Source organism: Acidovorax sp. Leaf73, assembly GCF_916855635.1.
Taxonomy (GTDB): Bacteria; Pseudomonadota; Gammaproteobacteria; order Burkholderiales; family Burkholderiaceae_C; genus Acidovorax; species Acidovorax facilis.
The window spans coordinates 338,287-358,059 of the sequence record NZ_CAKASI010000002.1 but is presented as its reverse complement, the minus strand read 5'-3'; the positions used below and the strand labels follow the sequence as shown (position 1 = coordinate 358,059).

The 19,773-nt window shown below is 64.0% G+C and carries 15 protein-coding genes; 10 read left to right on the top strand and 5 right to left on the bottom strand.

The window, feature by feature from the left end:
• Positions 1-129: 129 nt before the first annotated feature.
• From LPA35_RS07975 to LPA35_RS07955, 5 genes are all read right to left on the bottom strand, one after another.
• The gene (locus tag LPA35_RS07975; protein WP_228896343.1) at positions 130-1,413 is read right to left on the bottom strand and encodes a TRAP transporter large permease; all 1,284 of its coding nucleotides are present in this window, start codon (positions 1,411-1,413) and stop codon (positions 130-132) included.
• A gap of 216 nt (positions 1,414-1,629) precedes the next feature.
• On the bottom strand, positions 1,630-2,118 hold the full coding sequence (locus LPA35_RS07970; RefSeq protein ID WP_121505528.1) for a TRAP transporter small permease: 489 nt from the start codon (positions 2,116-2,118) through the stop codon (positions 1,630-1,632).
• Between the two features lie 71 nt (positions 2,119-2,189).
• Complete coding sequence (locus tag LPA35_RS07965; RefSeq protein ID WP_228896341.1) at positions 2,190-3,167, bottom strand: TRAP transporter substrate-binding protein; 978 nt, start codon at positions 3,165-3,167, stop codon at positions 2,190-2,192.
• Positions 3,168-3,224: 57 nt separating this feature from the next.
• On the bottom strand, positions 3,225-4,121 hold the full coding sequence (locus LPA35_RS07960) for an SMP-30/gluconolactonase/LRE family protein (RefSeq protein ID WP_228896339.1): 897 nt from the start codon (positions 4,119-4,121) through the stop codon (positions 3,225-3,227).
• A gap of 8 nt (positions 4,122-4,129) precedes the next feature.
• A complete protein-coding gene (locus tag LPA35_RS07955; RefSeq protein ID WP_228896336.1) occupies positions 4,130-4,948 on the bottom strand; it encodes an NAD(P)-dependent oxidoreductase in 819 nt (272 codons plus the stop codon).
• Positions 4,949-5,075: 127 nt separating this feature from the next.
• Here LPA35_RS07955 and LPA35_RS07950 point away from each other — a divergent pair, with 127 nt between their 5' ends.
• The 10 genes from LPA35_RS07950 to LPA35_RS07905 all read left to right on the top strand — a co-directional run bounded on the left by LPA35_RS07950 (position 5,076) and on the right by LPA35_RS07905 (position 19,375).
• Complete coding sequence (locus tag LPA35_RS07950; protein WP_121505524.1) at positions 5,076-5,804, top strand: FadR/GntR family transcriptional regulator; 729 nt, start codon at positions 5,076-5,078, stop codon at positions 5,802-5,804.
• A 319-nt stretch (positions 5,805-6,123) separates the two neighbouring features.
• The gene (locus LPA35_RS07945; protein ID WP_228896334.1) at positions 6,124-7,563 is read left to right on the top strand and encodes an aldehyde dehydrogenase family protein; all 1,440 of its coding nucleotides are present in this window, start codon (positions 6,124-6,126) and stop codon (positions 7,561-7,563) included.
• A gap of 174 nt (positions 7,564-7,737) precedes the next feature.
• On the top strand, positions 7,738-8,100 hold the full coding sequence (locus LPA35_RS07940; protein WP_121422557.1) for a DUF2946 family protein: 363 nt from the start codon (positions 7,738-7,740) through the stop codon (positions 8,098-8,100).
• A 135-nt stretch (positions 8,101-8,235) separates the two neighbouring features.
• Positions 8,236-10,446, top strand: a complete 2,211-nt coding sequence (locus LPA35_RS07935) for a TonB-dependent siderophore receptor (RefSeq protein ID WP_228896333.1) — start codon at positions 8,236-8,238, stop codon at positions 10,444-10,446.
• Positions 10,447-10,465: 19 nt separating this feature from the next.
• Positions 10,466-12,076 carry a PepSY-associated TM helix domain-containing protein gene (locus LPA35_RS07930; RefSeq protein ID WP_228896330.1) on the top strand — a complete coding sequence of 537 codons (1,611 nt, stop codon included), beginning with the start codon at positions 10,466-10,468 and terminating at the stop codon, positions 12,074-12,076.
• 111 nt (positions 12,077-12,187) lie between these two features.
• Positions 12,188-12,505 (top strand): hypothetical protein, encoded by a 318-nt coding sequence (locus LPA35_RS07925; RefSeq protein WP_055402051.1) that lies wholly within the window; start codon positions 12,188-12,190, stop codon positions 12,503-12,505.
• Positions 12,506-12,973: 468 nt separating this feature from the next.
• Positions 12,974-16,249 carry a ribonuclease domain-containing protein gene (locus LPA35_RS07920; RefSeq protein WP_228896327.1) on the top strand — a complete coding sequence of 1,092 codons (3,276 nt, stop codon included), beginning with the start codon at positions 12,974-12,976 and terminating at the stop codon, positions 16,247-16,249.
• 8 nt (positions 16,250-16,257) lie between these two features.
• Positions 16,258-16,545, top strand: a complete 288-nt coding sequence (locus tag LPA35_RS07915; RefSeq protein WP_218301775.1) for a barstar family protein — start codon at positions 16,258-16,260, stop codon at positions 16,543-16,545.
• A 725-nt stretch (positions 16,546-17,270) separates the two neighbouring features.
• Positions 17,271-17,762 carry a transposase gene (locus LPA35_RS07910; protein ID WP_218301774.1) on the top strand — a complete coding sequence of 164 codons (492 nt, stop codon included), beginning with the start codon at positions 17,271-17,273 and terminating at the stop codon, positions 17,760-17,762.
• Between the two features lie 593 nt (positions 17,763-18,355).
• Positions 18,356-19,375, top strand: a complete 1,020-nt coding sequence (locus tag LPA35_RS07905; RefSeq protein WP_218301773.1) for a porin — start codon at positions 18,356-18,358, stop codon at positions 19,373-19,375.
• Positions 19,376-19,773: the final 398 nt, after the last annotated feature.

Here is a 19,773-nt window from a genome sequence, read left to right as displayed (position 1 = left end):
ATGCAACTGGCGCGGCGAGAGCCAGCGCACCCGTGGAACCGGCTTCGCCGGGCCACCGGGTGCGTCCCCCTCCCGCATCGCGCAGCGAAGCGAGAGAGGGGGAAGACGCGAAGCGGCTCAGGGGGTGTCTCATTTCAACACCAGGTCCGGCAGCCACATCGAGAACTGGGGCACATAGGTCACGAGCATCAGCGCGACGATGAGCGCGCTGTAGAACGGCCAGATGGTCTTCATCACTTCACCCACGCTGATACCCCCGATGGTGCAGCCAATGAACTGCGTGGTGCCCACCGGCGGTGTGTTCAGCCCGAGCGCGCAGTTGATCAAAATCACGATGCCGAACTGCTCCGTGCTCATGCCGAACTGCTGGCAGATGGGCAGGAAGATCGGCGTGCAAATGAGGATGGTGGCCGCCATGTCCAGGAACGTGCCCAGAATGAAGAGGATGATGTTCACGCACAGGAAGATCACCCACGGCGAGGTGCTCATGGACTTGAGGGCGTCGCCCGTGAGTTCGGCCACGCCGTACAGGCCGATGAGGTAGCCGAACATCGACGAGATGCCGATCAGCAGCAGCACGGTGCCCGTGGTCTTGACCGCCTTGGAGGCAGCCTTGAGAAACTGCTCGCGGGTAAGTTTCTTGTAGACGAAGACCGAGAGCAGCAACGCCCAGATCACCGCCACCGAGGCGGACTCCGTGGCCGTGAACGCCCCCGACAAGATGCCCGCAATGATGATGGCCACCACCGCCAGCCCGGGAACCGATGCCCGGAACGAGATCCACACGATCTCCCAGCCGGGGAACGTGCCCGCAGGGTAGCCGCGCTTGACGGCCACGAGGTAGGCAGCCAACAGGTTGCAGACGGTCAGCAGCAACGCAGGCACGATGCCGGCCAGGATCAGCGCCGCAATGCTCACCTTGCCGCCAGCGGCCAGCGTGAAGATGATCAGATTGTGCGACGTGGGCATGAGCGCGCCCACCAGCGAGGCGTGCGTGGTCACGTTCACCGCATAGTCGGCGTGATAGCCCTCTTTCTTCATCTGCGGGATAAGCACGGCGCCCATGGCAGACACATCGGCCACGGGCGAGCCCGAGACGCCGCCGAACAGCGTGCAGGCAAGCACGTTGCTCATGCCCAGCCCGCCGCGCACATGGCCGGCCACGCTCTTGGCAAACACCACGATGCGGTCGGCAATGCCCCCGTACATCATGATTTCGCCCGCGAAGATGAAGAACGGAATCGCCAGGAACGAGAACGGGTTCATCCCCGAAATCATCTGCTGGAAGCCCACTGCCAGCGGCAGGCCTTCATACAGGATGGTGGCCAGCGACGACAGGCCGATGGAAAACGCCACGGGCACGCCCAGCAGCAGCAGGAGCGTGAAGGTCACGCACAGAATGGTCAACGCCATGATGGTGGAATCTTTACTGGAACATTTGGGTGCGGAGGGACGCATGCAGGGACCGCTTGGGTCATCTCAGCACGGCGCATGAAGCGGGCGTGACCCCTGCCAGGGCAGCCGAGCAAGGGCCGCCCCGCCGCGAGGGCTGCGTTCCCCTGCCCGCATGGCGCAGCCATGCGAGAGCGGGGGGAAGCGCCGCAGGCGCTCAGGGGGGTGTCGTTCATCTCAATGCCAGGCGGGCTCGACCTCTGTGCCGCGGACCAGGGCGATGATGTGCTCCAGGGAGAACATCGCCACCAGCACGCCGGCGAGCGCGGGAGGAACGTACTTGAACGCTTCGGAGATACCGAGCGTGGGAATCTTGTAGGGCGCCACGGACTCGGCGAGCACGCCGCAGTTCCAGGCCATGACCACGCCGAAGATCAGCACCAATACGTGGATCACGATTTCCAGCTTGTGGCGCAGCCAGTCGGGCGCGAGCACCAGGAACGATTCGAGGCCGATATGGCCCGCGTCACGCACACCCACCGCCATGCCCAGCATGGTGACGTACAACACCAGCAGCACCGCGCCGCTTTCGGCCCAGGTCGGCGTGTTGTTGAAGATGTAGCGGCCGATGACCTGGTAAAGCACGGCGCAGACCAGCAGCACCAGCCCCGCCACCCCCAGTTGCAGACAAGAGCGCGCGATGAAGGCGCAAAGACGCGTGTACATAGAGAACATTCAGAAGACGGAAGGAGGGACCCGCCACAGGACGCACGGCCCTGCGGCATGGAACGCCAGGATTACTGCACCGCGTCGATGCGCTTGACCATGTCCTGGAGCTTGGGGTCCTTCAGGAACTTGTCGTACACCGGCTTCATCGCCGTCTTGAAGGCCGCCTTGTCGATCTCCACGATCTGCGCGCCGCCGGCCTTGACGGTGGCCAGGGACTTTTCTTCACGCTCGTCCCAGATCTTGCGCATGAAGCCCACCGATTCCTTGGCGGCGGCGCGGATGGCCTTCTGGTCGTCGGCGCTCAGCGTGTCCCACACGCGCTTGCTGAACAACAGAATCTCAGGCGCCATCGAGTGCTCGGTCTTGTTGAAGTACTTGGCCACTTCGAAGTGGCGCGAGCTTTCGTAGCTGGGGTAGTTGTTTTCGGCGGCATCCACCAGGCCGGTCTTGAGCGCGGTGTAGACCTCGCCAAAGGGCATGGGGGTGGCGTTGGCGCCCATGGCCTCGAGCAGGGACACCCACAGGTCGCTCTGCTGCACGCGCACCTTCAGGCCCTTGACGTCGGCCAGCGTCTTGACCGGTTTCTTGACGGTGTAGATCGAGCGGGCGCCGGAGTCATAGAACGCCAGGCCGACGAAGCCTTGCGACTCGCAGTCCTTCAGGATCTCGTCGCCAATCGCGCCATCAAGCACCTTGCGCATGTGTTCCTTGTCGCGGAACAGAAAGGGCATGGTGGGCACCATGGTGGCGGGACAGATGTTGTTCATGGGGGCGACGTTCACGCGCGTCATGGCGATGGCGCCCAGTTTGGTCTGCTCGATGGTGTCCTTCTCGATGCCGAGCGATCCCTTGGCGTAGACCTTGATGCTGTGCTTGCCGCCCGTGGCTTTGGACAGCGTCTCGCCCATGTGGCGCACGGCCAGCACGGTGGGGTAGTCCTCGGGGTGGATGTCCGACGAACGGAACTCCGTGGCCTGCGCGGCCAGGCTGCCGAGCAGCATGCTGGCGGCCAATGCGACGCGGCCAAACAGATGGGGTATTTTCATGGTTGTCTCCTGGGTTGAATGTGTTGCGAATAGGGAGCGTCCCGGGGCCTGTTGTCCTCAGGCGCTCCGATAGGGTGTTTCCGGCAACCCCGCCACACCAGGCCGGGTGGCAAAAATGGCGCCGCCCAGCGCCACGTCGTCACCCTTGGGCTGACCGGGACGGATGGAGGTGATGAACATCACGTCCAGCCCCGGGCCGCCGAAGCTGCACATCGAGGGTTTGCTGGTGGGCACGTCGATGGACCGGTCCAGGCGGCCGTCGGGGGTGAAGCGATGCACCACGCCAGCATCGTTGCCGCAGATCCAGTAGCAACCGTCGGCATCCACCGCGCTGCCGTCGGGCCGGCCGGGCAGATCGCGCATGTCCACGAACAGCGAGCGCTGGCCCACCGATCCATCGTCGTGCAGAGGCAACTGCCAGATCTGCTGCACGCTGGGGTGACTGTCGCTCAGGTACATAGTTGTGCCGTCTGGACTGAAGCCCAGCCCGTTCTGCGTGACCAGGCCCTGCACTTGTGGTGCAGACAGGCCGTGCTGCGCATCCATGCGGTACAGACTGCCAGCAGCCTGTGCCAGCGACATGTCGCGCACCATGGTGCCCGCCCAGAAGCGACCCTGCCGGTCGCAGCGGCCGTCGTTGAAGCGCATGCCGGGCTGTGGGTGATCCACACCTGCAAGCAGCGTGGCAGACAGCAGGCCGCCCGCCTGGGGCTGCAGGTGGAACACGCCGGTGTCCATGCCCGCGATGAGGCCGCCCGCCGTATGCAGGGCGATGCAGGCAGGGCGCTCTGCGGTGTCCCAGCTTTGTACGCGCTGGTCCGCATAGGTCCAGCGGTGCAGCTTGCGGCCTTCGATGTCCACCCAGTAGAGCGCCTGCTCGGCAGGACTCCACACCGGGCTTTCGCCCACTTGGTCGCGGTGATCAGGCAGCAACAGGTCCATCTGAAGCTTCATCGGCGCGCTCATTCGAAAGGGCCGGTGCGCACGAACGGACCGCCCTGGTAGATGACGGCGGGGTCGCTCAAGTCGGGGTGCGGGTCGGCCGCCTCCACCTTGGCGCGGAAGGGCTCGGAGCTGTCCTGCGGGCGGTAGCCGATGTGGCGCGCCAGGGTGTTGTCCCACCAAGTGGTGGTGTTGTCGCCCATGCCGTAGATGATGGTGTGGCCTACCACTGGCGCCGTGAGGCTGGCAACAACCAGGCGCTCCAGGTCGTCGTAGCTCATCCAGGTGGCCAGCATGCGGCGGTTGCGCGGCTCGGGGAACGATGAGCCAATGCGCAGGCACACGGTTTCAATGCCATAGCGGTCAAAGTAGAAGCGCGACAAATCTTCGCCAAAGGCTTTGGACACGCCGTACAGGCCGTCAGGCCGGGCCGGGTCGTTGGGGCCCACCACTTCGTCCTGGCGATAAAACCCGGTGACGTGGTTGGAGCTGGCAAACACCACCCGCTTGACGCCTTGCTTGCGCGCCGCTTCATACAGGTTGTAGACCCCCACGATATTGGCCTGCAGGATGGGCTCCCAGGGCTGCTCGGTGGAGACGCCCCCGAGGTGCACCACGGCATCAACGCCCTCCAGCAAGCTGAGCACGGCGCCGGTGTCTTCGAGGCGTGCGGGGCGCAGCTCCTCCCCTGCGCCTTCGTCGCCCAGGTTCGCGATATCAGACAACCGCAAGGTGGTGCAGTAGGCTTTCAGGCGCGCACGCAATTCCTGGCCCAGGCCTCCGGCAGCTCCGGTCAATAACAGGCGTTGGAAACGAATAGGCGTCGGATGGCAAGGCATGGCGGTTACAAAGGCAGAGGTTCTTGGTACAGTGGCAACAGATTCCGTTGAACGTCATCAGTTGTCGTACAACGAAAAGCAATGTACCGCTTCTGCCCCCGGCGCCCCATAGGGATAACACCAAGAAATGACCACCGATACCCCGCTTCGCCGCAAGCCCCGCACACTGGCCCTGGAGCTTGTCGAATCCCTGGGAGACCGCATCCGCGACGGCCGCCTGGCCCTGGGCGACAAGCTACCCACCGAGGCCGCCATCATGGCCGAGTTCAGCGTGAGCCGCACCGTGGTGCGCGAGGCGATTTCCAAGCTGCAAGCCTCTGGCCTGGTGGAAACGCGGCACGGCATCGGCACCTTTGTGCTGGGGCTGGGGCAGGCGCCCGGCTTCAAGATCACCCCCGACCAGTTCAGCACCCTGCGTGACGTGATTGCCGTACTGGAGCTGCGCATTGGGGTAGAAACTGAAGCCGCCGCGCTGGCCGCGCAACGCCGCACCGAGGCCAACCTGAAAGCCATGCGCGAGGCGCTGGACGCCGTGGCAGCCGCCGTGGATGCGGGCCGCGACGCGGTGGCGGCGGACTTCCAGTTCCACCTGGAAATCGCACGTGCCACGCAGAACAGCCACTTCGCCGAACTGATGGGCACGCTGGGCAGCATGATCATCCCGCGCGCCCGCCTGGCCGCCATGGATTCGGCCAATGACGAGCGGCGCCAGTACCTGCGCCGTGTCAACGGCGAACACGAAAGCATCTACGACGCCATCGTGGGCCAGGACCCCGACGGTGCACGGGCCGCCATGCGCACCCACCTGGCCAACAGCCGCGAACGTCGGCGGCGCGCGCAGGCCGAAGCGGGCTGAATCACCCCAGCCGAGTCACTCCTTCATGAACCCTGGGGAATCATGGCCAAGGTGAGGTACCCGGTTGTCCCATAAGTAGTTACCCGACACCCGAGAGGACTTCATATGTTGTACGATGACATACAACGAAATGTTGCAATGCTTTCGCGCGGTCGGGACTGCGGCGCCGTTCAAACCACCAGGAGTTGTCTGTCGTAAAGCCCTCAGCGCACATTGAAAGACATCCTTCCTGGGTGCAGCGCCAGTTTGCGCTGCGCACTCGGCATGCAACCGCCCCTTATTTTCTCAACACCCTCTTCTTCACCACACCACCACCACCATGCATGCAAACCTGATTGGCGGCGCCTGGACTGACGGCGTTCGCACCTACCAGAACACCAACCCGTCCGACACGCGCGATGTGATAGGCGACTACGCCGTGGCGAGCCGCGAGCAGGCACTCGAGGCCGTCGCCGCAGCGCACGCGGCCTTCCCGGCATGGAGCCTGTCCACGCCCCAACAGCGCTTTGACATTCTGGACGCCGTGGGCAACGAAATCATCGCGCGCAAGGCCGAGCTGGGCGACCTGCTGGCCCGCGAAGAAGGCAAGACCCTGCCCGAAGCGATTGGCGAAGTGGGCCGCGCCGCGGCCATCTTCAAGTTCTTTGCTGGCGAGGCGCTGCGCCCCGGCGGTGAGCTGATCCCCTCCGTGCGCCCCGGCGTGGGCATCGAGATCACGCGCGAACCCCTGGGCACCATCGGCATCATCACGCCGTGGAACTTCCCCATCGCCATTCCGGCCTGGAAGATCGCCCCGGCCCTGGCCTACGGCAACTGCGTGGTGTTCAAGCCCGCCGAAGTGGTGCCCGGCTCCGCCTGGGCGCTGGCCGACATCCTGCACCGCGCGGGCCTGCCGGCCGGCGTGTTCAACCTGGTGATGGGCCGCGGCTCGGACGTGGGCCAGGTGCTGCTGGAAGACGAGCGCATCGCGGGCGTGAGCTTCACCGGATCGGTGGGCACGGGACAGCGCGTGGCCGCCGCCTGCGTGCCGCGCGGCGCCAAGGTGCAGCTGGAGATGGGCGGCAAGAACCCCTTCGTGGTGCTGGACGACGCCGACCTGGCCGTGGCCGTGGGCGCTGCCGTGAACAGCGGCTTCTTCTCCACCGGCCAGCGCTGCACCGCCAGCAGCCGCGTGATCGTGACCGAAGGCATCCATGACCGCTTCGTGGCCGCCATGATCGAGAAAATGAAGACCTTGAAGGTGGACGACGCCCGCAAGGCTGGCACCGACATCGGCCCCGTGGTGGACGACCGCCAGCTCGCGCAAGACCTGGAATACATCGGCATCGGCCAGCAGGAGGGCGCCAAGCTCGCCTACGGCGGCGAAGCTCTGGAGAAGAACGCCGACGGCGCGCCCGGCTACTACCTGCGCCCGGCCCTGTTCACCGAGACCACGCCCGGCATGCGCATCAACCGCGAAGAAATCTTCGGCCCCGTAGTGAGCGTGCTGCGCGCGAAGAACTATGAAGAAGCGCTGGCCCTGGCCAACGACACGCCCTTCGGCCTGGCCAGCGGCATCGCCACCACCAGCCTCAAGCACGCCACGCACTTCAAGCGCCACGCGCAGGCCGGCATGGTGATGGTGAACCTGCCCACGGCGGGCGTGGACTACCACGTGCCGTTTGGCGGCCGCAAGAGCAGCAGCTACGGCCCGCGCGAGCAAGGCCGGTATGCGGCCGAGTTCTACACCACGGTCAAGACGGCCTACACCCAGGCCTGAACCTGGCGCCGCCGCCGACGCGGCGGTGGCGGGGGCGCCAGCAGCCACGGTGCTTGCCCTGCGTCAAATTGCCACAAAATCCGGCCCTGGCGCCGATGCAGAAAGCGAGTAACGCTATAACATTTATAGCAAACTACCCCGCACCACTGTGTGGCCGCAGTATCATCGCGCCCCATGACCGCCCTCCCACGAACAACCTTTGCCGCGCTGCGCCTGTGGGTGCTGGCATGGTTCGTGGCGTCGATGGGGGTGGCGATTGCATCGCCGCTGGTGAACCCGCAATCCTTCGAAGTGATCTGCTCGGGCACCGGCGCCATCAAGCTGCTGGTGCAGACCGACGATGGCACGGTGGAGATGGGCGCCATGGGCATGGACTGCCCCTTGTGCGCCACTCCCAGCGCGCCGCCCCCCACCCCGGTAGCCGCCGTGCTGCCACCCCACCCCCTGGCCCATGCGCTGCAGCCCGTCGAGGCCGCCCGCATCGCAGCGGCCACTGCAGCGCCACTGCCCGCACGCGGGCCCCCATCGCGCTCTTGATCTGAAGCCTGTTGGCAGTACCCCGTACCTGGTGGTCGGGCGCTGCCTTGTTCCCGCTGGTTTCCAGACCGCGCAGCCCTGCGTGCACTCCACGCGGGTCTGGCTGCGCTGTCGCCTCAAGACAAGAGCGTTTTCATGTCCCGTTCGTACTCCTCCTCCCGCCATGCTGCGGGCTCTCCGCGCCTGCCTCTTTCTCCTTCGTGCTGGGGCGTGTTCGCCACCTGCGCACTGGCCTCCCTCTCCGTCCCTGCCCAGACCACCACGCCCACGCTCAAGGCCGTGGACGTGGTGGACACCGCCGCATCCCCCAACGGCAAGCTGAACCTGGACACACCCGTGGACACCGGTAGTCGCCTGGGCCTGACGGCGCGTGAGAACCCGGCCTCCGTCACTGTGGTGGATCGCGCCACCATCGACGCACGCGGCGCACAGGACACGCAGGAAATCCTGCGCGCCGTGCCGGGCGTGGTGGCGCACAACGCGCCGGGCTCCATGTCCGCGCACTACCGGGGCTTCACCAGCAACTCGGTCGCGCAGCTGTACAACGGCATCAACCCGCAGTACGGCAGCGCCACACGCGCGGTCGATAGCTGGATCTACGACCGGGTCGAGGCCATCGGCGGCGCGTCGAGTTTTCTGTACGGATCGGGCGGCGTGGGCGGCTCCATCAACTACATCACCAAGACGGCCGAGCGCAGCGACTTCACCGAGGGCCAGCTGCGCCTGGGCTCCTACGACCTGAAGGAAGTGTCGGTAGGCCTGAACCGCCGCATTGCAGGCGGCGATGGCAGTGCAGGCCCTGCCCATTACGCGCGCATCGACCTCAACCACCGCAACGCAGGCAGCTGGATCGAAGGCACCAGAACACAGTCCACCCAACTGGCGACCTCGCTGCTGTCCGACCTGGGCGGCGGCTTCACGCACACACTGGCCTACGAATACCAGAGGGACCACGTGGACCGCCCGTACTGGGGCACACCGGTGCTCAACCCCGCCGTGGGCGCGCTGGCCATCGACCCGGCCACGCGCTTCAAGAACTACAACAGCGCCGACGGGATGTACGAGCAGCGCGTGCAATGGCTGCGCTCGGTGGCGCAATGGCGTGTGTCGGATGCGCTGCAGCTCAAGAACACGTTCTACGTGTACGACGCCCTGCGCGACTACCGCAACGTGGAGACCTACACCTTCAATGCCACCAACACGGCGGTCACGCGCACGTCCCCGCTGTTGCAACGCCACGACCAGCAGCTCGTGGGCGACCTGCTGGAGGGCACGTACCAAGGCCAGCTCGCAAGCCGAAAGAGCGACTGGGCCTTTGGCCTGGACGTGAGCGTGAACAAGCAGACGCGCTTCCCGTTCGGCCCCTCGGTCACCGTGAGCACGGTCAACCCCTACCACTTCTCCACCGAGAACTTCTTCGACATTCCCGGCATGTCACCCGTCCTGAACCCTGACAAGGACAACAAGATCACCAACACGGCGCTGTACCTGGAAAACCGCACGGCCGTGGTGCCTGGCGTGAATCTGATCACCGCACTGCGGCACGAGCGCATCGAGCTCGACCTGGTGAATCGCCGCGCCGTCACAGCCACCGCGCCCGCCACTTTCAGCCGCAGCTACAGCCCCACCACCGGCCGTCTGGGTGTGGTGTGGGACATTGCGCCCGGCGCCAACCTGTATGCGCAGGCCTCCAACGCGGCGGCCCCACCCTCGGGCTCGCTGGCCTCGGCCTCGTTTGCCGACGTGCGCAACAACAGCGAACTGACCACGGGCCGCCAGATCGAGGTGGGCAGTAAGTTCGACTTCTGGGACGGCAAGGGCAGCGCCACGGTAGCAGCCTTTGACATCCGCCGCAAGAACATCGCATCGCAAGACCCGTCCAACCCCAACATCACGGTGCTGGTGGGCGAGCAGTCGTCCAAGGGCGTCGAACTGTCGGCTGGCATTCGGCCCAGGCCGCAATGGCAGTTGCAGGGCAACCTGGCGCTGACCCGCGCGCGGTACGAGAACTTTGTGCAGGGCGGTGTCTCGCGCGCGGGCAATGTGCCCCAACTGGTTCCGCAGCAGGTGGCCAACCTGTGGACCTCGTACGCGATCACGCCCACCGTCACGGCCAGCGTGGGCGTGCGCCATGTGGGCAAGGTGTACGGCAACGCAGCCAACACCAAGTTCTGGCCGTCGTACACGCTGCTGGACCTGGGCCTGGCCTGGAAGGTCAACAAGACCACAACGCTCACCACCCGCGTGCGCAACGCCACCGACCGCATCTACGCAGCAGAGACGCGCGACCAGGTCTACCTGGGCGCACCGCGCACGCTGGACGTGACGCTGCACACCGCGTTCTGACGCAGGCAAGGAACCGGACATGCCACACGCCAAACGCTGGCTGTACCTCGTCCACCGTTGGCTGGGCGTGCTGCTGTGCGCCTTCTTCGCCATGTGGTTCCTCTCGGGCGTGGTGATGATGTACGTGGGCTACCCCAAGCTCACGCAGGCCGAGAGGCTGGCCCACCTGCCGCCGCTGCGCAGCGCAACGCTGGGCACGGAGCCTATGCTGGAGCCCGCTGACGCCTTGGCGCGCGCAGGCCTGGCAGGGCCGCTGCAGGACCTGAGGCTCGCCGTGGCCAGCGGCGGGCGGGCGGTGTACCTGGTGGTTCCCGCCGCCCCTGCCGGAGACGCCGTACCACGCCCGCGCAGGGCGCCAGCGCCTGCGGTCATCGACGCCCTCACAGGTGAACGGTTGCAGCGCGTAGACGCCGAGCACGCCCTCGCTTCGGCTCGCGCCTTCGCGCAGGAGCCCGGCGCACGGATCGCACACCTGGGCACGATCGACGAAGACGCCTTCACCCACTCGCGTGCGCTCGACGTGCACCGCCCCCTGCACCGCCTGCACCTGGGCGACAGCGCGGGCACCGTGGTCTATGTGTCGGGCACCACGGGCGAGGTGGTGCGCGATGCGCCGCTGCAAGAGCGCGCCTGGAACTACGCAGGCGCCTGGATCCACTGGCTCTACCCTTTCCGGGGCAATATCTTCAACGGCTACTGGACAGACATCGTCAACTGGCTTTCCATTGCGGGCATCGTGCTCACGCTGACGGGCACCGTGGTGGGCGTGCTGCGCTGGCGCTTCCGGGGCCGGTACAAGACCGGTTCGCGCACGCCCTACCGGGGCTTCATGATGCGCTGGCACCATGTGTTCGGGCTAGTGTTCGCCGTCATCACATTCACCTGGATCTTCAGCGGCCTCATGTCGATGAACCCGTGGAAGATTTTTGACAGCGGCGCCGCGCCACTGCGCCAGCTGGCCATGAACGGCGGCCCGCTGGTGTTGCCCCCGCAAGCCGCCACCGTGCAGGCTTTGCTATCAGGCGTTTCGCCGAACACGCGGGAGCTGCGCTGGGTGCAAAGCGCGGGCCACCCGCTGGTACTTGCGTACAGCCCGACCGGCGCCCCCGCGCTGCTCGACGCGACCACTGCCGCACCCCACCAGTGGCCCCCAGGCGCGGTCGCCGAGGCCGCAGCGCGCCTGCTGCCCCACGCCGTGGTGCGCACCGAAACGCTGACCACCTACGACCTGCAATACTACGACCGCGCCACCCACACCATGACGGGTGGGGGCGACAAGCCCCTGCCCGCGCTGCGCCTGGTGTTTGACGACCCCCATGCCACCTGGGTCCACATCGACCCCCACACCGGCGCCGTACTCGGCCGCACCGACAGTTATCGCCGTACCAGCCGCTGGCTGTTCTCCATGCTGCACAGCTGGGACTGGCTGCCCCTGCTGGAGCGGCGCCCGCTGTGGGACATCGTTCTCATTGTGCTGAGCCTGGGCGGTACGTTGCTGAGCGCAACGGGGGTGGTCATTGGATTGCGGCGGCTGGGCGCCAAGTTCGCATTCGCAGCGGGCCCAGCGTCGCAGCTTGCCGGACAAGGCCGGCGCAGGCGCGCCCGTGTCTTGCCTACGACAGGTGGCTGAGCCGTCATTTTTTGTTTGATACTTTTTGTTTCAAACAACTACACTGGGCTTCACCCACCGCACGTCCATCCCGGGCGTGCGGGGGCTCCATCCCTCGCAGAGATTTTTCCCATGCAACTGATCCGCACCATCACTGGCGCCGCCCTCCTGTTGGCCGCTGGCACTTCGGCCTGGGCCGCCACCGACTACAACCGCCCACCTGCAGGCGACGCGCAATACCGGCAGTGCCTGAGCTACTCTGCCACCGTCTACGAGGGCGGCAACGAGCCCAGCCCGATCAAGGGCCAAACCAAGGCCCAGGCCTGGTGCACCTGCATGTGGAACGAAACGCCCGAAGATTTCAAGGGCAACCTCGTGAAGTTCGCCGAAACCCGCAAGGGCAAGGAAACCAACAAGCTGTGCGAGAAGCATTCGGACTGGAGCGAATAAGCGCCACGGTGCAATAGACCGGTTGGCGGTTTCCCACGACAGCTGAAGTGCCCCCATGTTCGCCCAAGCTGTTGGGTTTCAATCAGTCTGCCAACCTGCAGGCCATCAAGGCACAAGACGAAATGATGGGTTCGCTGCTCGAAGTGAAGGCCTGAGCCAGCAGTGTGCAGTCAGGCGGAATTCCTTCGGCGCTGACCCGGCACCCGCAGTTCGCGCCCTTGCGTCCTACCTGCCCGTCGTAAAAGTCTGTAACCCCCTCCGCCTCATCTCCTGCGTTCCCCGCGCGCAGACCGCTCCTGATTCCATAGCTGCTTGCGCATTCCCCACGGCCCCTGCAGCCCGATTCCTGGCATTCACCGCCGCCCACACCGGCCCGTCCCATGTAGGGGTCATTCCTAGCTAGGAACACTCCTAGCTAGGAGCCTTCCCAGTTTCGCGCACTGATGCCTGTAGGCACAGTCGCGCGCCATGCAAGTCGCACCCTCAGCCTCCACCTACGCCCCCGCCCCTGGCGACCTGGCCAGCCCGCCCGCTCCTGGCAGTGCATTCAACAGCTATACAGACCAGCCCCAGGACAACGCTGGCGCCTTCACCGACAACAGCCCAGGCGGCTATGGCCAGCCCGACCCCTACGCTGACACGGCCTTGGCCAGCACCTCCCTCTTCGCCCCCAGCGACCACACCCCCAGCACCACACTGGCCCTGATGGTGCAGGCACAGACCAAACCTCTGCTGGTCACCCCGGAGAACGCAGCAGGCCTGGGCATCGACTTTGCACACACCAAGCCCCTGACCGTCACCCCGGAGAACGCAGCAGGTCTCGGTATCGACCTGGTGCAGACCAAACCCCTGCAGATCACTCCCGAGAACCCAGCCATTGGCACTGCCAGCGCCCAGGCAGCAGCCCCCAACGCCAGCCCCACCGAGGTCGCCGCCCTGGAACTGCTGCTGGCCGAGCCCGCCAACCAGGAGATGGTGGCCCAGTTCGGCCCGCCCCTGCGCCCCTTGAACACCGACACCGACGTCGGCCAAGGCATCCTCGCGCGCTTTGGCCCCGACCTGGGCGCACGCCTGACCCAGTTGCAAGAGGCGCACAACGCCGTACGCGACCAATTCCTGCAGGCCCTGGACCACGCCCAGCAAAACCCCGGCCCCGAAGTGGCAGGCAGCGAACTGATCGCACGGCACTCCAGCGGAGGCGATGCCGAGCACATCACCGAGCAGACACTGCACAGCGTCACCCACCCGCCAAGCGCCAATCAGGCCAGCGACCTCCAGGCCATCGAAGCCCAGGCGCTCGCCGCTGGCGGGCAACACCAGAACCTCTGGCGCCTGAGCGACCCCGCCGAATTCGCCAAGGCCTACGCCAGCGGCGACAGCCCCGCACAAAAAGCCTTTGCCCAACTGCACGGCAAAGAGCCCCTGCAGTTCCATTCCGCCGTGCAGCACGGCGAAACCGATGCGGGCCCCCAGATCACCCCTGCCTACTACGGCCTGGGCGAGAGCCAGCTGGTACTCGGCGGCCCCACCGTCACAGAAAACGGCAACCCCGGGCCCTGGGCTGCCAGCACCTGGCAAGCCACCCAGCTCACCCCCGAACAAAACCGGGATCTGATCAACAACGAATACCTGTGGTTTGACCCCGTCAACGGCTGGAGCACGGACCTGGCCAACAACATCCGGCAAAGCACCAGCTTCCTGGACAAAGCGCTGCCCATGGTGTTTGCAGGCGTCATGACCTTCGCCACCGCAGGCGCCTTTGGCATCACCGCCGCCAGCGCCAGCACCAGCCTGGGCCAAAGCATGGCGCTGGGCGCCATCAGCAGCGCCACCATGCAGCTGACCACCGGGGGCAAGATCGACCTGGGCGACCTGCTGCGCTCGGCACTGACCGCCGGAGTGAGCTTTGGGATGATGAACGCCACAGGCATGAACGAGCTGCTGCAAGGCGGCGATCTGGCCACGCGCAGCCTGGGCCACCTGGGCAAGGCGGGCCTGCAGGGTGTGCTGCAAGAAGCCACGGGGGGCAAGTTCAAGGACGGCCTCACAAACAGCCTGCTGGCCAGCGTGGCGGGAGAAGTGGGCAAGAGCCTGGAAGTGCAGATCGCCGAGCTCAGCAAGAACGAAGGCCTGAGCGTGCAAGAAGCCAGCATGCTGCGCCTGCTTGGCCGGGCTGCCAGCAGCGCAGTGAAGGTTGCGGGCAGCAATGACCCGGCGGCAGGGTTTGCGAGTGACTTCCTGGGCGAAGTGCTGGGTGAAGAGCTGCGGGGCGCACAAGGAAAGGGGCAAAGCCAAAGCCAGAACCCAAGCCAGGCAGGGAATGAGGGACAACCAGGAGACAGGCCCTCCAGCGACTGGGTGAGGAACCTGGGGGCCAGTGAGGTGGATGCGCAGGGGCTGGGCCTGCGGCCAGGGCTCGGAGGACAGGGGCTGCAAATCTCGGGCGAAACGCTATCGAACTGGAGCGACGAAATCGACGGCGGCATCGCCCTAAACGGCAGCATGGCCCCCGAAACGCAAGCCATCACCGAAGCAGTGGTGGGCAAGGGCCAAGGTCCGCTGGCGGCATTGGCAACGGCCGGACTGGACAAGCAGCAGCAGATAGCGGCCTACGGTCAGTTGCTGGCTAGCGGTCAGATACAGCTCAACGCGCAGGGCGTGCCCATCGTGCAGCCGGGGCAGGTGCTGCAGTTTGATCTGTCGGATACAGGCGCAGCGCAGCTGGGCGGGCGGGCCATTGCGCACGAGAGTGCGGGGCGGGCCCAGCGTGAGGCGCTGGCGGCGCAGCAGGCGGCAGAGACCTATACGGGAGCAGGCGGCGGACGGGGGTTTGTGAATCCTGCACTAGCGTCAGAGCATGGCCGCTATCCCTTTGCGGGGCGCTCCACGATTACCGACCCCAATGCTTACATTGACCCGCGCCAACGCACCATGGCACTGGCGGACATGTCGAACATGCCCGCTGAGAAATACAGCGCAGAAGAGTGGAGAGCCGCAGCCCAGGAGTACAAGCAAATCCAGGGCAAAGACTTCTCTCGTGACAGCATCTATAACGGTCTGTGGACCAAGGCGGCGCAACTGGACGCTGAAGCAGGCAAAGGGTTCAGCCGGGATGTGATCAATGACATCACAGGCTTTGCCACGTCAGAAGGGCTGCACGCGCAGGCCGGTGTGGCGATAGGCGGGGCGCTGGGTCGGGGTATTGGCAACAGGCTTGGTGGCAGCGTTGACAATGCGCTGGGGGCTGTAGGCAAGAAGCCGGATGGGGCTGTGCCTGCGGCTGGGCCGGGTGTGGGTGGTGTTTCGACCAATGGGGCCAATGGAGGGACAGCGACAGCGGGAGGTACCGCAAATGTTGCGACCTATGCTGGCTTGAAGTTGGATCTAAAGACGACCCAGGCTGCAAACGAGGTAGTCGAAAGCCTCCAGACTACTGGGAAATTGCCTCCAAACTACGTCGATAAAGCGCAAGCAGCTCAACAAGGATGGCAACCGGGCAAGGCGTTAAACAACTTTGTTCCGGGTGGACAATTGGGTGGTGATGTCTTCAATAACGTTCCACCTATCAACGGGCTACCGCAAGCTGCAAGCAGGACCTGGCAGGAAGTGGATATTGGATTGAGTAATACCATGTCCAGAAGTAATCAACCTGGCACACGGTTGCTTTATTCCAATGATGGTCTTCTGTACATAACAACTGACCACTACAAAACGGTTACGCCAATCGGTATTTGGAAAAAATAGGGAAAAGCATGGAAATACTCATTGATGGTGACACGCTTGAAACGGCGAGTGATTTTCACCGAGCATTTGCGTTTGCGCTTGGAATTGAAAGTTTTTATGGTGAAAATCTTCACGCGTTGTGGGATGTTTTGAGCGCTAGTATTGAAAGGCCCGTGACGCTGACTTGGAAGCGGTCTGATAAGTCAAAACAGGCGTTAGGGGCGGACTTTGATGCAATTGTTGATGTGCTTCGACGAGTTGAGTTGCAGGATGAGAAATTTGGTTGGGCAGATAGGTTTTCTTTTGCCCTTGAATAGGTGTTGCGAATGGCTTTGTTGGGCTTTGTTGCACAAACCGCCCCCCTTGCGCGGGCAGCTCAGCGCATGAGTGAACCCCAAGGGCCAAAGGCCCGCTACAAGACCACCCACTGGACGAAGTACAACGCGGCGCTTAAGGCCCGAGCAGGCGGCTGAGATCTACATGCGATACGGAAGACGCTCTGCCAGCTATGCAGGTTTGACACCCACCTGGAGCGGCCGCATGGTCGACGTGCCAGGGGGTGGAGTGGGCGCCCTGGGCAACCCTACGGGCAGCCGTCAACTGCCCTTGCCACAACACCTTGTAGGGGCCTTGGTCAACCAGCGCAGCTCCTCACAGCAGGTCATGCTCGACGGCTTCTTTGCAAACCTGGGCACTGATGATGGGACTGGTCTCGGACATGTGCGTATGTATCTCTGACCGCGCCTTTGCCAAGACCCGCAGTCACCTCGATTGGAATGCCCTGCCCGAGCTCAATGCGCGCTTGCTCGCGACTGCTCATGCCTTTGCACCCCGCTGTCACGGGCGGCGTGTGGTGACCGCAGATGCCAGTCTGCTCATGCCCGCCCTTCGTGTCGGCCATCAGGCGCGGTTGGTCAAGGTGGAGCAGCGTCTGTTTGCCCGGAGCCTGCCCAGCGCTGAGCTTTGCTTGAATGCGCGGGTGTACGGTGGTGCGAGAGCGGCAGATGTTGTTTGAATCCTTGGAGCAACCGGGGCTTCGGATTTGCTGGTACTGGACCGGGGCTACCCCGCCAGCTGGCTGGTCGCGCATTTGGTGGAGCAGGGCATCGGCTTTTGCATGCGCTGCGACAAGGCCAATGGCAGGGTGGCGATGCAGGAGTTCTTGCAAAGCCAGCACGATGAGCCCATCGTGCAACTGAGGGCGCCCAGTACGCAGGATGCCAAGGACTACGAGTGCTCGGGGGCTGCGCCCTGGGTACGTTTGGTGCACTGCATCTCCAGCACCGGGCAGGTGCGGGTGATGGCGACGAACCTGCCAGCGCAGGACTTCCCGGCATCGGTGTTTGCAGAGTTGTATCACCAATGCTGGCGCATCGAAGATGCGTTCAAGCGGCGTTCAAGATCGAATGTATTTCAGGTGCTGACGCAGCAGGCGCTGCTGGTGGATGTGGCGGCTAAGGTGTTGGCGGACAGCCTAGCAGCACTGGTGTGCGCGGCGGCGCAGACTGAAAACAATCTGCAGCCCGAGGATTGAGTGTGCAATCGCGCGCATGCGGAGGCCGTGATGCAGCGCTGGTTGCCGCTTGCGCTGCTGCTCCTACGGGGCGACCTGCAGGGCCGCAGGAGCCGATTTCCCATGCCGTTGGCCTGCTGGGCAAGAACTTGGTGCGCCGCAGTTCCGGGCCGATCTCAGCCCAGACCTGCGCGGCATGTGAAGCCGCATCCGCATATGGCTTACAAGGGATGGTGGGGGCTTAAGTTCGGTGGATTGAGGGCATTGCGGGGATGGCGCGGCCGGGGCGTGCATTTGCATGTACCCAGCCCAGCTCACACCTCTATCCATAGCAGGTCTCTGTCCTTTTAGGTTCACTCAGGTTCATGCATTGGGGCTAGCAGCGCAATGGGCCCGACTTGTGCAACAAAGCCCCCATGAATTGCAATCAAAAGAAACATTCTTTTCACGCCTCCCCAGTGTGCAGTAACACCTGCTGTTGCGTGCGCGCGAAACCATGGCGCAGGGGCGCCGGGGGCTTGCTGTAATACCGCGCTGCGGCTGCCCTGCCAGGCTGGACTGGTGGGCATCAGGGAGGGGCAGCCTTTCAATAACTTCTGGATCAAGCACTGTTCATGAATAAATACCAAGTAACCCCTTTGGCTCTGGCAACCCTGCTGGCGTGCGCGCCTGCGTGGGCGCAGTCGAGTGTGACGATTTATGGCGCTGTGGATGTGGCTGTAGGTAAAACATATCAAGTAGACAGTACCCAAGTGAAGCCGGGCAGGATCGGCCTACAAAGTTCTTCCATGGTGAATCTCCAAGACAGCTTTGTAGGTTTCAGAGGGGTGGAAGACTTAGGTGGCGGGCTGCAAGCGGGCTTTCAGCTGGAGCAAGGCTTAGATGCGTCCAGTGGCGCAACCGACCCTGCAGGCGCGTTTGCTCGCAACTCCAGCGTTTGGGTGGGTGATAGCTGGGGCCGCATAAAACTAGGTCGAGCCACTACGCCCAGCTATAACGCTATGGCATCCTGGGATTTGATGGGCGCAGGAAATAATTCCATTGCAGTTCGAGTTTTCGGCGCTGTGGGCGCTGGCCTGCGCCAATCCAATCAGATCAGCTACCGTACGCCGCAATTGGGTGGTCTTATGCTGGAGGCCGCCTATGTGCCGAAGGACAACGATCTGCTCAATGGTGCCAACCGCAGTAAGGTGGACCTCGGCGCTACTTACAGAACAGGCCCCCTGACTATGGGCGCCGCCTATAACAAGGCAAGCGACCAGAAAGCCAATTTTGCCTTTGGTGCCAAATACCAATACCAAAACCTTGCATTTTCAGGCGGCTACTTTCAATCGCGCAATGGACGATATTACGACCCTTCCACCCTACTTAGCGTGGCCAATGCTATTTTTTCATCCAGTGGCATTACTCTGGGCGCCAAGGCCACCTGGAATCAATTTTCAGCAGGTATTGATATAGCCCGCGAAACCAAGGCTGAGTACACCATTGGCAATGCACGGTTTGAACGCAAAAAATACACCAACGCGACTATCAACGGTACATACGCCTTATCTAAGCGAACACAAACCTACATCAACTACATGCGGGAAGGCACTCTTAATAATTACGGTATTGGAGTTACCCATAGCTTCTAAAAAATACAAATATCCGGTGCAAAAATATACTTGAAATAACCTTTTTCACTAATGTTCACCGGCCATAGTGATGCACTGACCCCACCGGTCACTCCTACTCCCACCGAAGTACCCGCGCAGCCCCCCGCTACGCCCGAGGCTCCGGTGTCGGCACCCAGTGGGCCTCCCGCACCGGTGGATCCTCCGCTACCGCCGGCCTCCAACCAGCCGCCCCCTGCTCCGGCAGAGGGCCCCAGCGCGGCCCCTACACACAACCCCACTCCAGCCCAACAGCCCGGTGAAGCCAGCCCCACGGACGGACCCAACGGCTCAACCAACACCGGCAGCAGCCCACCCGGCGCACGCCCTGGGCTGGGCAGCAGTGGGGAATCCAGTCCGGGGGGCTCCGGAGCTGGCGG